This is a genomic window from Streptomyces boninensis (genome assembly GCF_048572725.1).
GTDB classification, from domain to species: domain Bacteria; phylum Actinomycetota; class Actinomycetes; order Streptomycetales; family Streptomycetaceae; genus Streptomyces; species Streptomyces boninensis.
Window position 1 is genome coordinate 4816974 of sequence record NZ_CP183837.1, and the last position, 13690, is coordinate 4830663.

Sequence of the window (13690 nt, forward strand, 5' to 3'; positions counted from 1 at the left end):
CCCTGACCTGCGCCATCACCCTCACGCTCGTAGCCATGACGCATACACCGCTCAAACTCGCAGTCATCATCGGCAGCGTCCGCGAGGGCCGCTTCGCACCGGTCGTCGCGGACTGGTTCGGCAAACAGCTCGCCGACCGCGGCGACTTCGACGTGGACATCATCGACCTGGCCGACGAGCGGCTCCCCCTCGAACTCCCCCCGACCCCACCCGCGATCGACCCCGACCTGCCCCGCCCCGACCACATGGCCGCCCTCACCCGCCGGATCGCGGCGGCCGACGCGTACGTGATCCTCACGCCCGAGTACAACCGCAGCTTCCCGGCCGCGCTGAAGGCGGCGATCGACTGGTACTTCACCGAATGGAAGGCCAAGGCCGTCGCCTTCGTCGGCTACAGCGGCGGCTCCGGCGGCCTCCTCGCCATCGAGCAGCTCCGCCAGGTCTTCGGCGAGGTCGGCGCGCACAGCGTCCGCGAGTATGTGTCCTTCCCGCGCTATTACGTCCACCTGGCCGAGGACGGCTCCTGGAACCCGCCCGAGTACGCGGCGGCCGACGCCCAGCGCACCCTCGACGACCTGCACTGGTGGGGTACGGCCCTGCGCGCGGCTAGAGCAGGACGCGCCGCCTAGGCCTCCGGAAACGCCGCCACGAACTCCGCCACCTCCGCCCGCCGGTCGTCGGCCCGCCACAGCAGCGCCAGCTCGCTCGGGGCGAGGCCGCGCACCGGCAGGTGGACGAGGTCGGGGCGCGGGTACAGCCGGGCATTGCCCTCCGCCAGCAGTACGACGCCGAGCCCCGCCCCCACCGCCTCGAAGACCTCCTCGGGCGAGGCCGCCTCCACCCCGACCACCGGCTCCCGCCCGCCCCGCTCCCCGGCCGCCAGCCAGAAGTCGCGCAGCGGCCCCGCACTCCGCGGCAGCGCCACAAAGGGCTCATCGAGCAGCTCGGCGAAGTCCACCGCATCCCGCCCGGCAAGCCGGTGCCCGACCGGCAGCGCCACCCACCGCTCCTCCCGCGCCAGCACCCGCGCGCGAAAGTCGCCCGTCTCCGCACCCGGCACCGGCAGCCAGCAGAACGCCACGTCGGACCCCCCGTCCGCGAGCCCGGCCGTCGGATCCTCCCAGCTCACCAGCCGCAGCGAGATCCGCCACCCACGCTCCCGGAAGCCACCCAGCACCTGCCGCTGCAGATCCCGCCCGACCGCGGTCTGCATCCCGACCGTCAGCGCCCCCGCGGGCCCGGCCGCGCGCGCCTCCCGTACGGCCTCGGCCCACGCCGCCCCCACCGCGGCCGCCCGCGGCAGCAGCGCCTCCCCCTGCGGCGTGAGCACCACCTCCCGCGCCCGCCGCTCGAAGAGCGGAAAGCCGAGCTGCCGCTCCAGCGCCCTGATCTGCTTCGACAGCGCCGGCTGCGATACGTACAGGCGCTCCGCCGCCCGCGTGAAGTTCAACTCCTCGGCGACGGCGGCGAAGTACCTGAGATCCCGCAGATGAACGTCCATAACCATCGGTTATACCAAAGGGTCTTGGACGCCCCGGCCGCCCCCGCCGCAGGATTCAAGGCATGACGAAGCTTCCTTCCCGCACCCTCGGCTCGCTGCAGACCTCCGCCATCGGCTACGGCGCGATGGTCCTCTCACCCGGCGTCTACGGCGAGTCCGACGACGCCCGCGGCACCCGCGCGCTGCAGGCCGCGCTCGACGAGGGCGCCACGATGATCGACAGCTCGGACGCGTACGGCCCCGACGGCCACAACGAGCGCCTCATCGGCACGGCCCTGCGCGGCCGCCGCGACGACGCGGTCCTGGCCACGAAGTTCGGCCTGGCCATCCCCGAGGGCGCCGAATCCCACCGCTACCCGGTCAACTACGCCTTCGGCGAGCTCGCGGTGAACGGCGACCCGAAGTACCTCCCGGGCTACGCCGAGTCCTCCCTCCGCAACCTGCGGACCGACCGCATCGACCTCTACTACGCCCACTTCCCCGACCCCGAGGTCCCGCTGGAGGACACGGTCGGCGCCATGGCCGAGCTGGTGACGGCCGGCAAGGTCCGCCACCTGGGCCTCTCCAATGTCACCGCCGACCAGCTGCGCCGCGCCCACGCCGTGCACCCGATCGCGGCGGTGCAGACCCAGTGGTCCATGTGGACGCCCATCGCCGCGGACCTGCACGCGGCCGCCCGCGAGCTGGGCGTCGGCCTGGTGGCGTGGGGGCCCTTGGGTACGGGCTTCCTGACCGGCTCGGTCACGGACGTCCCCGAGGGCGACTTCCGCCGCAACATCGCCGCCTTCGACGACGCCAACCTCAAGAAGAACCACGACCGCTTCGCCCCCCTCCGCACCATCGCCGCGGACCTGGGCATCACCCCCGGCCAGCTCGCCCTGGCCTGGCTCCTCCACCAGGACGACCACGTGGTCCCGATCCCGGGCAGCCGCACCCCCGCGCACATCGCGGAGAACCTGGCGGCGGCCCGTATCGACCTGCACGCGGACACGCTGGCCCGTATCGACGAGGCGCTGACGGGGCTGTCGCCGGAGGGCGGCGCGAAGCTGATCTAAGCGGTCACACCCGCGCCGGCGCGTCCTCCGTCGTGAGGCTGTCCATGAAGGAGCTCACCGAGAAGACGGCGTTGCCCGGCCCGGGCGGACCGTAGCCGGGGGGCGAGGACAGTCCGTGCCGCTCCAGCGCCGAGCGATACGTGTCCAGGAGCTGGATGTGGTACTCCAGCGGCGCCCCGTTCGGGTTCTCCTTCCCGAGCGGGGTCGTCGGCTCCGGGCACCAGGTGGTGAAGCGGGGCACGATCCCGTTGGACATGAAGAAGTCCAGGCCCTCGCGCGTCGAGGCGATGGCCTCGTCGACCGTCTGGAAGCCGAAGGGCTCGGCCATCTCGACGCCCGCCACGAAGTTCGGGATCACGTTCTCCGGGCCGAAGACATCCGCCGAGTCCAGGATGCGGCGGTGCCACTCCTCGCGCCCGACGTAGCGCTCCTTGCCGGGGCAGTAGAGCTCGAAGAGGCGCTTGTCCCAGACCTCGAAGTTCGGGTGGTAGATCTGGACGCCGTAGTCCTTGAAGCGCTTGACGTCGTCCTTCGGCAGCGCCTGCGCGACGACCTTGCCGATCCAGCGCTTCGGGAACATCTCCTCGATGGCCTTGGCATACGAGCCGTAGAAGTCGGCCTCGTCCTTGCCGCCGACCTTCGAGGTGATCGCGCCGCCGGTGAGGGTGTAGGCGGTGGAGGTCTTCGCCGTGTCGTACTGGTCGATGATCTGCAGCGCCTCGAGGATCTCGTCCGAGGGCTTCACACCGGTGTACGGGCGGCCGGCCGCCTTGTGCTGGCGCCAGTTGTGGTTGATGTCGCAGTACTGGCACTCCTCCTTGGCGCCGAAGTACTGGCAGACCCGGAAGACGGTGAGGTAGATCAGGTAGCCCCACTGGATGGTGGGGGCGACCTCCATCACGGACTTCCCATTGGAGAGCTTGTGCCGGTAATACTCCGGCATCGGCGGCACCCCGACGTCCGAGATCCGCACGCCCTCCAGATAGAGGCCGAGGCTGCCGTCCTCGCCCGCCTTGACGCGGTACGGGGAGGAGGGGTTCAGCCGCACGCTCACGACCGTCCGGCGCAGGTCGTACGGGCCGCCGGTGAGGACGATCTCCTCCGGCGGCCGGTTCAGCGCGGCCGCGCCCAGCTCGGGGAGCGTGCGGTGGTCGAAGGAGAAGATGAAGTACGACTTCGGCTTGACGTCGCCGTCGTCGCCGCCGCTCAGCGCGGAGTCCTCGAAGTGGACCCCGCCGCGCAGCAGGTCTTCCTTGAAGACCGCTTCCCGGGGCACGTGCGGATAGCGCTCCATGAGCGACTCGACGAGTGCGGTACGGCTCTGCGCGGCGTTCTCCATCCCTCGATGGTGCCACTTCCCGTACGGACCCCGGGCCGGGGGTGGGCTCCTTACGTCACATCGGCATAGGGAGGGTGATGTAAGGCATCGCCGGGGCGTGGAGCTCGACGAGGTTCTTGCCGCGCATGACCTTCGCGAAGCCGAGTGAGGACATGTCGTCCTTGACCCACTGCTGGGCGCCCTCCGGAGTCTGCGGGATCTCCTGCGCCGAGGCGGCCTGGCCGGCGCCGAAGAACGGGACCGCGGCGAGGGCGCCGATGGCGATGACGCGCTGGAGGGTACGGACGTGCTGGGAGCTCATGAGGTGCGCCTTTCGGGCAGAAGAGTGACTCTTTGTCCCGTAAACGACGCTCTGGCAGCAGTCGCACCGCGCATCGCGGCTAATTCAGCCCTTCGGCCCCCGCGGCACGGCGAAGTCGGTGAGCTGGGCGGTGCGGGGGGCGAGGTCCGCCCAGAGGGCGTCGGTGCGGAGCACGGCGATGGCGGAGGTGGGGAATTTGTCCCGGACCTGGCCGGTCGTACCCGTACCGCCGTCGTCGCCGCCGTCGCCCGCCCCGGCCAGCGTCAGCACCAGGTCCTGCACGCCGGGGTTGTGCCCGACCAGCAGCACGGTGCGGGTGCCGGGGGCGGCTTCCCGTACGACCCCGAGCAGCTCGTCCGCGGTGGCCGCGTACAGCCGCTCGTCATACTGCGGGACCGCCGCGATGCCGCCGAGCTGCTCGGCGGCGAGTTCCCAGGTCTCACGGGTGCGCACGGCATCGGAGCACAGCACCAGATCGGGCGCGAGCCCGGCCGCATGCAGCCACGCCCCCACCTCGGGCGCGTCCCGCACGCCCCGGTCCGCCAGCGGGCGGTCGTGGTCGGCCACCCCTTCCGGCCACGCGGATTTGGCGTGCCGCAGCACCACAAGACGCCGGGCGTCGTCGTCGCTCACGCTCTCAGCGTAGGCCGACCGCCACTCGGTGCAACGCCATGAGGGCCGAGCGTGGGAATCGCGCCACCTGCGGCGGCACGGCCCGCGGCTCGGGGTGTGACAGCAACGGGTGGGTGGGTGGGAGCAAATATGCTGCGGCCATGCGCAAGCAACTTCGCCTCGCCCAGAACCCCGACGCCGACGCCCTCCTCGGGCGCAGCCCGCTTGCCGCGCTTGTCGGCATGCTGCTGGATCAGCAGGTTCCGATGGAGTGGGCGTTCTCCGGGCCGTACACGATCGCTCAGCGGATGCGGGCGGACGACCTCGACGCGCATGAGATTGCCGCGCGCGACCCGGAGGAGTTCGCGGCGCTGCTGAGTGAGAAGCCCGCCGTGCACCGCTACCCGGGCTCGATGGCGAAGCGGATCCAGCAGCTGTGCGCGTATCTGGTCGAGCATTACGACGGGGACGCCGAGGCGGTCTGGAAGGACGCGGCCACCGGCAAGGAGCTGCTCAAGCGGCTCAATGACCTTCCCGGCTTCGGGAAGCAGAAGGCGCAGATCTTTCTCGCGCTGCTCGGCAAGCAGCTCGGCGTGACCCCCGACGGCTGGCGGGAGGCGGCCGGGGCATACGGCGAGCAGGGCTCGCACCGCTCCGTAGCGGACATCACCGGGCCCGAGTCGCTCACCAAGGTGCGCGCCTTCAAGCAGGAAGCCAAGCAGAAGGCCAAGGCCGCGCAGAAACAGGTGAATTAAGGGCACATCCCGGCACCATCCGCCCCATTCCCCAAACGCACCGCTGCCGCTAACTTGCGCTCACGCACTTCGCTTTCCGTTCCGCCGATCGCGCCCGGGAAGGGATCCCACGTGAGCCATCGAAGAGTCATCGCTGTGCTGGCCGCAGCCGCTCTCGCCACCCCGCTGGCCATAGCCAGTGCCGCGCCCGCGACCGCCGCCCCCGACGACGGGGACCCGGCCGCGCGCCTTGCCAAGAAGCTCGTCCGCGACTCCGACGCCAAGGACGCGCACCGTCATCTGCGGGCGCTCCAGGCGATCGCCGACGCCAGCGGCGACAACCGCGCCGCAGGCACCGACGGGTACGACAGGTCCGCCGCATACGTCTACAAGACGCTCAAGCGGGCCGGGTACAAGGTCAGTTACGACACGTTCAAGTTCACCTATGTCGAGACGCTCACCGAGAAGCTCTCGGTCGTCTCCCCGACGCCCGGCGACGTCGGGATCAGGGCGATGACGTACACCAAGTCCACCCCCGAGGGCGGCGTCACGGCGGCCCTCGCCGCCCCGCCCGTGGACGCCGACGGCACCACCGGCTGCACCGCCTCCGACTACGCGGCCGGCGCCTTCACCGGCAAGGTCGCGCTGATCAAACGCGGCGGCTGCACCTTCGCCGAGAAGCAGGCCGCGGCCGCCGAGGCCGGCGCCGTGGGCGCGGTCATCTACAACAACGTGGCCGGCGACCTCCTGGGCACCCTCGGCGACCCGGCGGCCGGCAGGATCCCCACCGGCGGGATCACCCTGGCCGCCGGCGAGGCCCTCGCCGCTCAGGTCGCGGCCGGTCCCGTCGAGGTCAAGCTGGACATTCAGCAGCTCGCGGAAGAGCGTGAGACCACCAACGTGCTCGCGGAGACCCGCGGCGGCGACGCCGACAAGACCGTCATGCTCGGCGCCCACCTCGACAGCGTCCAGGACGGCCCCGGCATCAACGACAACGGATCGGGATCGGCAGGCCTCCTCGAGGCCGCGGATTCCCTCGCCAAGTCGAAGGCCAAGGTCAAGCACAAGGTCCGCTTCGCCTTCTGGGGCGCCGAGGAACTCGGCCTGGTCGGCTCCACCGACTACGTCGGCCGGCTGACCGACGCGCAGAAGCAGCAGATCAAGCTCTACCTCAACTTCGACATGATCGCCTCACCGAACTACGGCCTCTTCGTCTACGACGGCGACGACTCCGACGCCACCGGCGCGGGCCCGGGCCCCGAGGGCTCGGCCCAACTGGAGAAGCAGATCACCGACTTCATGGACAAGCGCGGCCTGCCGCACGAGGGCACCGACTTCACCGGCCGCTCCGACTACGGCCCGTTCATCGCGGTCGGCATCCCCGCCGGCGGCACCTTCACCGGCGCCGAGGGCGTCAAGACGCCTGCGCAGGCGGCGAAGTTCGGCGGCACGGCGGGTGTCGCGTACGACCCGTGCTACCACGCCGCGTGCGACGACATCGACAACGTCTCGATGAAGGCCTTCGACGCCAACATCGACGTCATCGCCAACGCCGTCGGCACCTACGCCCTCGACCTCAGCGCGCTGACCGCGCCGGTCACCTCCGCCCCGACCGCGGGCGGCGACACGGGCGGCGGCGGCCTGCACGGCGACCACGCCACCGAGTAAGCACCAAAGCGCGGTACGGGCCCGGGCCAGGTCTCCGGGCCCGTACCGCCGTTTCCGGGGCGGGCGTCAGCGCCGCCGGGTGCCGAACAGCGTCCGGCTGATCTCCCGCCCCAGCTGCGTCCCCATGGACCTGGCCAGGGACTTGAAGATCCCGCTGCCCACCACCTGGTCCACGATCCCCTCCGGCGCCGCCGCCTTCGCCTGCTTGGCGGCCTTGGCCTCGGCGGCCTGCGCCTCGGCCGCGGCCTGCGCCTGCGCCTCCTCGGCCGCGTGCGCCGACTTCGCGGCCTCCAGCACCTCGTACGCGGACTCCCGGTCCACCGCCTCCGCGTACCGCCCGTACAGCAGCGAGGCCCGGGCCGCCGCGTCCACGGCGTCGTCGCCCAGCGGCCCCATCCGCGACCGCGGCGCCCGCAGCCGCGTCGCCGCCACCGGCGTCGGCGCCCCGCTCTCGCTCATCACGGTCACCACCGCCTCGCCGGTACCGAGGGTGGTGAGCACCTCTTCGAGGTCGTAGTCGGAAGTGGGGAAGGTCTTCACGGCGGCCTTGAGATTTCGCTGGTCGGTGGGGGTGTGGGCGCGCAGCGCGTGCTGTACGCGATTCGCCAGCTGGGCGAGGACGTCCTCGGGTACGTCCTTCGGCGTCTGCGTCACGAAGAAGACCCCGACGCCCTTGGACCGGATCAGCCGCACCGTCTGCACGATCGACTCCAGGAAGGCCTTCGACGCGTCCTTGAAGAGCAGATGCGCCTCGTCGAAGAAGAACACCAGCTTCGGCCGCTCGGCGTCCCCCACCTCCGGCAGCGTCTGGAAGAGCTCGGCCAGCAGCCACATCAGGAAGGTGGAGAAGACCTGCGGCTGCTCCCGTACGGACGGCAGCTCCAGTACGGACATGACCCCGCGGCCGTCGGCGTTCGTCCGCAGCAGCTCGCTGGTGTCGAAGGCGGGCTCGCCGAAGAAGAGATCCGCGCCCTGCGCCTCGAAGGCGGTGACGGTGCGCTGCAGCACGCCCATGGTGGCGGACGAGATGCCGCCGAGCTCCTTGAGCTCCGCCTTCCCCTCGTCGGTGGTGAGGTAGGCGAGCACCGCCCGCAGGTCCTTGAGGTCGACGAGTTCGAGGCCCTTGCCGTCGGCGTAATGGAAGATCAGCGCGAGCGACTGCTCCTGGGTCTGGTTCAGGCCGAGCACCTTGGCGAGCAGCAGCGGGCCGAAGTCGGTGATGGTGGCGCGCAGCGGGATGCCGCTGCCGGCGCCGCCCAGGCTGTAGAACTCCGCCGGGAAGGCCGCCGGCTCCCACTCCTGCCCGATCTCGGCCATCCGCTGCGAGATCTTGTCGTTCGCGTCCCCGGCCGCGGCGACGCCGGACACGTCGCCCTTGATGTCGGCGAGGAAGACGGGCACGCCGCCCGCCGAGAGCTGCTCGGCGAGGAGCTGCAGGGTGACGGTCTTGCCCGTGCCGGTGGCGCCCGCGACGAGGCCGTGGCGATTCATCATGCCGAGTGGAATCCGGACCGGGGCGGCCGGATACGCCGTCCCCTCCCACAGCGCCGCGCCCAGCTCCAGCGCAGGCCCCTCGAAGGCGTACCCGCCGGCGACGGCGGCGACCTGCCCGGGAAGCTCGCTCGCCGCCGCGGGGGTCGTCACTTCCTCGGTCATCCCAGCCTCCACCACCCGCAATGCCCTGGTTTGCCAGCATTGCATCCGTGCAGCACGGCTGCGCCCCGGCCGCTGTCCCCGGTAGGCTTTCCGTGTGATCTTCAAGCGCATCGGAAACGGCCGGCCGTACCCCGACCACGGCCGGGAGAGCACCCGGCAGTGGGCGGACGTCGCCCCACGCCCGGTGCGGCTGGACCAGCTCGTCACCACCAAGGGGCAGCTCGACCTGGAGACCCTCCTCGCGGAGGACTCGACCTTCTACGGCGACCTCTTCGCGCATGTCGTGAAGTGGCAGGGCGACCTCTACCTGGAAGACGGGCTGCACCGCGCGGTGCGCGCGGCGCTGCAGCAGCGCCAGGTGCTGCATGCCAGGGTGCTGGAGCTCGGCTGAGCGTCCGCCGGTTACCCCGTTCAGGCGGCGTCTTCACCCGCCATTGATCGTTTAGTAGGCATGGCACCGTAACCGCACTACCCTGCGCGTATGAGCATGCTCACGCCCCCCGGCATGGGCGGGAAATACAAGATCAAGGGCACCAAGTACCCGCAGATGCGGCGCAGCCGCACCAAGCACCGGGTGCTGCTCCTGACCGCCTCCGCCGCCCTGCTCGCGCTGCTCGCCTGGGGGTCCGTGCAGCTCGTCTCCGCCTTCTCCGGCGACGGCTCCAAGGACACCGCGGCGAAGCAGAACTGCGCCTCGGCCTCCGCGGCCAAGCTGCCGAAGCCCAAGCCGCTGCCGAAGCCGGACACCATCAAGGTCAACGTCCTGAACGCCACCACCCGATCCGGTCTTGCCGACAAGACGGCGAAGGCGCTGAAGAAGCGCGGCTTCGACATCGGCGAGGTGGGCAACGCCCCGAAGAAGTACGACAAGAAGGTCGACGGCCCCGGGATCCTGCTCGGCTCCAAGACCGCCGCGGACAGCTCCCTGGCGGTGCTCGGCACGCAGCTGGCCGGCGCACAGCCGAAGACGGACGACCGCAAGGGCGGCGAAGTGGATCTGATCCTCGGCCAGGAGTTCGTCACCCTGGCCAAGGAGAAGCAGGCGACAGCGGCCCTGAAGGCGCTGACCAAGCCGCCGGCCCCGAAGCCGACGCGGACCTGCTGAGCGGCAGCGGCTAGTCCGCGACCCCGTACATCCGGTCCCCGGCATCCCCGAGCCCCGGCACGATGTACCCGTGCTCGTTGAGCCGCTCGTCCACCGAAGCCGTGACGACCGTCACCGGCGAGCCCGCCAGCTCCTTCTCCATCGCCTCGATGCCCTCCGGCGCCGCCAGCAGGCACAGCGCGGTGACATCGTCTGCACCCCGCTTGATCAGCTCCTTGATCGACACGATCAGGGTGCCGCCGGTCGCCAGCATCGGGTCGAGCACGTAGACCTGCCGCCCGGAGAGGTCGTCCGGGAGCCGGTTCGCGTACGTGCTGGGCTGCAGCGTCTCCTCGTCCCTGATCAGCCCGAGGAAGCCGACCTCGGCCGTCGGCAGCAGCCGCACCATGCCCTCGAGCATCCCGAGCCCGGCCCGCAGGATCGGTACGACGATGGGCCGCGGCCGCGCGAGCCGCACGCCCGTCGTGGGCGTCACCGGCGTGACGATGTCCACCTGCTCGGTGCGCACGTCCCGCGTCGCCTCGTACGCCAGCAGCGTGACCAGCTCGTCGGCGAGCCGGCGGAAGGTCGGCGAGTCGGTGCGCTCGTCGCGCAGCGTGGTGAGTTTGTGCGCCACCAGCGGGTGGTCGACGACGTGTACGCGCATGCCCCGACCCTAGCGCCTGCGCCTGGTGATGGAGAGGTCCGCGTACCGCCGGGAGGGGGCCGCGGGGTTGGTCAGCGGGATTTCCGTGGACGACGCAGCGCGGAAGACCCCGCGCAGCACAAAAGTTTCTGCCACGATGCGGATAAGGGCGGGCTCCCGGGGGGACCCGGGGGAGAGAAGCAGCAGCTTTCTCGCGCCGCCCGGCCCAGCACACCTAGGACCAGTGGGAGAGTCACGGTGTACTTCGCCGCACTGCTCGCGCGCACCGAAGACGGGTGGGAAGCGAGCGACACAGAGCTCGATGACGTGGAGACGCTGGACGACCTGGCCGACCTGGCCCGCGAGTCGTCGAGCGATGACGAAGAGACGGTGCTGGTCTTCATCGAGCAGGAGGACGCCTGGTTCGGCGTCGTCCGGGTCGACGGCGAGGAAGACCCCCGCATCTTCGTCTCGGACGCCGCCGCGGCCGCCCGCAGCTCGTACGGGGAGATCCTGCTCACCGACGACCTGCTCGGCCGGGACCCGGAGGAAGCCGAGGACCTTGACCAGCTGACCGACCTCGACGGCACGGAGGACGGCGAGCCCGAGGAGGACGACGACGGCGACGACGAGAGCACGGGGTCCGGCGGCTCCGCGGTCCCGCCGGGACCGGTCGGCGACCCGCAGCTCCTCGACGACCTCGGCGTATCGGAAAAGGAGCTGCTGTCCCTGTCGGACGCGGACGCCCTCGGCGCGATCGCGGACGTCCTGGGCGCCGCCGACGTACTGGAGGCGGTCCGCTGATGGGCGCCGACATCCTGGAGGCCGTCCGCTGACCGCCCCGCCCGACCCCCTGCGCGACCGCTGGGTCCCGGCCATGCGCCGGGCCCTGGCGGAGGCCGAGGCGGCGACCGCGACCGGCGATGTCCCGGTCGGCGCCGTCGTCCTCGGCCCCGACGGCACCGTCCTCGGCAGCGGCCGCAATGAGCGCGAGGCCACCGGGGACCCGACCGCGCATGCCGAGGTGCTGGCCGTACGGGAGGCCGCGAAGCACCTCGGCGAATGGCGGCTGACCGGCTGCACGCTGGTCGTGACGCTGGAGCCGTGCACCATGTGCGCGGGCGCTGCCGTGCTCGCGCGCCTCGACCGGGTGGTGTACGGCGCGACCGACGAGAAGGCGGGCGCGGCGGGCTCCCTGTGGGACGTCGTCCGCGACCGCCGCCTCAACCACCGCCCCGAGGTGATCCACGGGGTGCTGGCGGAAGAATGCGGCGGCCTGCTGACCACGTTCTTCCGGGAATCCGATTTCAGAGCACCGGGCCCCGTGGGTTAGGCTTCCTCTCGGTAGCGTGTCCGAGCGGCCGAAGGAGCTCGCCTCGAAAGCGAGTGTTGGTGCAAGCCAACCGTGGGTTCAAATCCCACCGCTACCGCTTTGAAGTGCAGAAACACCAAAGGGCGGACCCGCGAGGGTCCGCCCTTTGTGATCTTCCGTCTCAGTTTCCGTCTCAGTTCGCCGGTACGAGCGCGCCCGCGAGCCCGTCATCATCGTCGTCCGGGCCTTCCGTCCCCGGCTCCCAGATGAGCCCGTCCACCTGCGCAGCGATGCCGGTCCGCACCGTATCGACCATGTGCTGATACCGCGCGGCCATGGCCGTCGAGGACCAGCCCATGAGCCCCATTACGGCCCTCTCGGGGACGCCAAGGATCAGCAGGACGGTAGCGGCGGTGTGGCGAGCGTCATGCAGGCGGCCGTCTCGCACCTTCGCGTCTCGAAGAAGCTCCTTCCACTCGGTGTAGTCCGTCCGCGGCGGGCAGCCGAGGCCGACCGGGGTCGCGAAGAGCCACCCTTCCTCGTGCCATCGGTCGCCCGCCTCGATTCGCTCGGCTTCCTGCGTCGCCTTGTGCTTACCGAGCAGGTCCACAAGCTGTGGAGGAAGGCCCACAGCCCGCCGCCCCGCCCGGCTCTTGGTCTCGCCGGTCTCCGGGTTCGTTCGCTGCCTCTGCGGGCAGAACCCCGCCTTCCGTCCGCAGGTGTCGCCGCAGCCATGCGCGTACTGCGGGCGCCGGCGGCTGCGTCGCACCCACAAGACGCCGTTCTCAAGGTCCGCATCGGACCACTTCAGTCCGAGAGCTTCGCCCTGCCGCAGACCGAGCGAGAGCGCGATAGCCCACCGCGCAGAGTTCCGGCGCCGGTCTGCGGCCCGCAGGATGCGGCGGACCTCCTCAACTGTGTAGGGCTGCACCTCCTGCTCTCGAACCCTGGGGGCCTTGGCGAGCCGTACGGGGTTCTGGCCAAGGTGACCGCGGCGAACCGCCTCGTTGAGCGCTGTACGCAGGGTGCGGTGCGCCTGGTGAGCGGTCGCGGGCTTGCTGCCGGCGGCCTGCATCTTCGCGTAGAAGACCTCGATGTGCTCGGGCTTCAAGCGGTCCAGCCGGTGCGCTCCGAGGCCGGGAATGAGGTGCTTCCGTACGGCGACGCCGTAGCCCACCATCGTGTTCTCGTTGACCGCGAGCGGGGCGATGTGGTCAATCCAGTGCGTCAGCCACGCCCGGACGGTCCAGGGCTTCCCCGGCTTGCGCACGGTCCCGGCATCACGCTGCTTTTCCAGCTCCTGGACTGCGCTCACGACCTCGGACTGAGTCTTCCGCTCGACATGCCGGCGGTCCGGCGTGCCGTCGTCGCGCACGCCCACGGTGACGCGGCCGTGCCACTTCCCGTCCTTGCCTTGGTAGATCGAGGATCGGCCGTTGGGCTGACGGGTGCGCTTCGGCTTGCTGTCCTTCTGCGGGGTGCTCTCGTTGTTGCTCTCGTCGCTCATGGATGCCTCCTCATGCGGCCGGGCTGGCGGCGGACCGTTGGGTTTGGCGCAGGCGGTCGACGTACTCGGGGACGGCCTCAGCGGGCACCCTGCGCGAGCGTCCGAGGGTGACCGATTCGAGGTCACCCGAGGCAATGAGCCGGAAGCACACAGTGCGACCGACTCCGAGGCGGCGAGCGGCTTCCTCTACGGTGAGCAGCGCCAACGTGGGGTCGGTCGGCAGCTGGCTTTCGACAGCGTCGAATTCGTCGCTCACTTCTCCGTCCTCTCCATCG

Annotated in this window: 16 protein-coding genes and 1 tRNA gene; 9 read left to right on the forward strand and 8 right to left on the reverse strand. The window is 70.8% G+C overall.

Features of this window, described 5'->3' with window-relative positions; all coding sequences use genetic code 11:
* The first annotated feature begins 35 nt into the window (after positions 1-35).
* Positions 36-629 carry an NADPH-dependent FMN reductase gene (locus tag ACNNMR_RS21810; RefSeq protein WP_419996341.1) on the forward strand — a complete coding sequence of 198 codons (594 nt, stop codon included), beginning with the start codon at positions 36-38 and terminating at the stop codon, positions 627-629.
* Here ACNNMR_RS21810 and ACNNMR_RS21815 read toward each other — a convergent pair.
* Positions 626-1501, reverse strand: a complete 876-nt coding sequence (locus tag ACNNMR_RS21815; protein ID WP_419996342.1) for a LysR family transcriptional regulator — start codon at positions 1499-1501, stop codon at positions 626-628. The two genes, ACNNMR_RS21810 and ACNNMR_RS21815, sit on opposite strands and share 4 nt — an antisense overlap.
* A 62-nt stretch (positions 1502-1563) precedes the next feature.
* Here ACNNMR_RS21815 and ACNNMR_RS21820 point away from each other — a divergent pair, with 62 nt between their 5' ends.
* The gene (locus tag ACNNMR_RS21820) at positions 1564-2556 is read left to right on the forward strand and encodes an aldo/keto reductase (RefSeq protein WP_419996343.1); all 993 of its coding nucleotides are present in this window, start codon (positions 1564-1566) and stop codon (positions 2554-2556) included.
* Between the two features lie 4 nt (positions 2557-2560).
* Here ACNNMR_RS21820 and ACNNMR_RS21825 read toward each other — a convergent pair whose 3' ends face one another.
* From ACNNMR_RS21825 to ACNNMR_RS21835, 3 genes are all read right to left on the reverse strand, one after another.
* Positions 2561-3895: a radical SAM protein gene (locus ACNNMR_RS21825; RefSeq protein ID WP_419996344.1), complete on the reverse strand. Its 1335-nt coding sequence runs from the start codon at positions 3893-3895 to the stop codon at positions 2561-2563.
* A gap of 55 nt (positions 3896-3950) precedes the next feature.
* On the reverse strand, positions 3951-4196 hold the full coding sequence (locus tag ACNNMR_RS21830) for a hypothetical protein (RefSeq protein WP_419996345.1): 246 nt from the start codon (positions 4194-4196) through the stop codon (positions 3951-3953).
* 84 nt (positions 4197-4280) lie between these two features.
* Complete coding sequence (locus tag ACNNMR_RS21835) at positions 4281-4829, reverse strand: SixA phosphatase family protein (protein WP_419996346.1); 549 nt, start codon at positions 4827-4829, stop codon at positions 4281-4283.
* A gap of 140 nt (positions 4830-4969) precedes the next feature.
* On the opposite strand from ACNNMR_RS21835, the gene ACNNMR_RS21840 reads away from it, so the two are divergent.
* Positions 4970-5563, forward strand: a complete 594-nt coding sequence (locus tag ACNNMR_RS21840; protein ID WP_419996347.1) for an HhH-GPD-type base excision DNA repair protein — start codon at positions 4970-4972, stop codon at positions 5561-5563.
* Between the two features lie 111 nt (positions 5564-5674).
* Complete coding sequence (locus tag ACNNMR_RS21845) at positions 5675-7210, forward strand: M28 family metallopeptidase (protein WP_419996348.1); 1536 nt, start codon at positions 5675-5677, stop codon at positions 7208-7210.
* Positions 7211-7276: 66 nt separating this feature from the next.
* Here the strand turns inward: ACNNMR_RS21845 and ACNNMR_RS21850 are convergent, their stop codons facing one another.
* On the reverse strand, positions 7277-8866 hold the full coding sequence (locus tag ACNNMR_RS21850) for a helicase HerA-like domain-containing protein (protein WP_419996349.1): 1590 nt from the start codon (positions 8864-8866) through the stop codon (positions 7277-7279).
* A gap of 94 nt (positions 8867-8960) precedes the next feature.
* Here ACNNMR_RS21850 and ACNNMR_RS21855 point away from each other — a divergent pair, with 94 nt between their 5' ends.
* Both ACNNMR_RS21855 and ACNNMR_RS21860 read left to right on the forward strand, forming a co-directional pair.
* Positions 8961-9257, forward strand: a complete 297-nt coding sequence (locus ACNNMR_RS21855) for a type II toxin-antitoxin system VapB family antitoxin (protein ID WP_003955420.1) — start codon at positions 8961-8963, stop codon at positions 9255-9257.
* Between the two features lie 90 nt (positions 9258-9347).
* Positions 9348-9971 carry a LytR C-terminal domain-containing protein gene (locus ACNNMR_RS21860; protein WP_419996350.1) on the forward strand — a complete coding sequence of 208 codons (624 nt, stop codon included), beginning with the start codon at positions 9348-9350 and terminating at the stop codon, positions 9969-9971.
* Positions 9972-9981: 10 nt separating this feature from the next.
* Here ACNNMR_RS21860 and upp read toward each other — a convergent pair whose 3' ends face one another.
* Entirely contained in the window at positions 9982-10617 is a 636-nt protein-coding gene (gene upp, locus ACNNMR_RS21865) for a uracil phosphoribosyltransferase (RefSeq protein WP_419996351.1), read from the reverse strand.
* A 237-nt stretch (positions 10618-10854) separates the two neighbouring features.
* On the opposite strand from upp, the gene ACNNMR_RS21870 reads away from it, so the two are divergent.
* The 3 genes from ACNNMR_RS21870 to ACNNMR_RS21880 all read left to right on the forward strand — a co-directional run bounded on the left by ACNNMR_RS21870 (position 10855) and on the right by ACNNMR_RS21880 (position 12026).
* A complete protein-coding gene (locus ACNNMR_RS21870; RefSeq protein ID WP_419996352.1) occupies positions 10855-11400 on the forward strand; it encodes a hypothetical protein in 546 nt (181 codons plus the stop codon).
* 73 nt (positions 11401-11473) lie between these two features.
* Complete coding sequence (tadA, locus tag ACNNMR_RS21875; protein WP_419996353.1) at positions 11474-11929, forward strand: tRNA adenosine(34) deaminase TadA; 456 nt, start codon at positions 11474-11476, stop codon at positions 11927-11929.
* A gap of 10 nt (positions 11930-11939) precedes the next feature.
* Positions 11940-12026, forward strand: a tRNA-Ser gene (locus ACNNMR_RS21880).
* Positions 12027-12101: 75 nt separating this feature from the next.
* On the opposite strand, the gene ACNNMR_RS21885 is transcribed toward ACNNMR_RS21880, so the two are convergent.
* Positions 12102-13415 carry a tyrosine-type recombinase/integrase gene (locus tag ACNNMR_RS21885; protein WP_419996354.1) on the reverse strand — a complete coding sequence of 438 codons (1314 nt, stop codon included), beginning with the start codon at positions 13413-13415 and terminating at the stop codon, positions 12102-12104.
* A 10-nt stretch (positions 13416-13425) separates the two neighbouring features.
* Positions 13426-13671, reverse strand: a complete 246-nt coding sequence (locus ACNNMR_RS21890) for an excisionase family DNA-binding protein (RefSeq protein ID WP_419996355.1) — start codon at positions 13669-13671, stop codon at positions 13426-13428.
* Positions 13672-13690 lie beyond the last annotated feature (19 nt).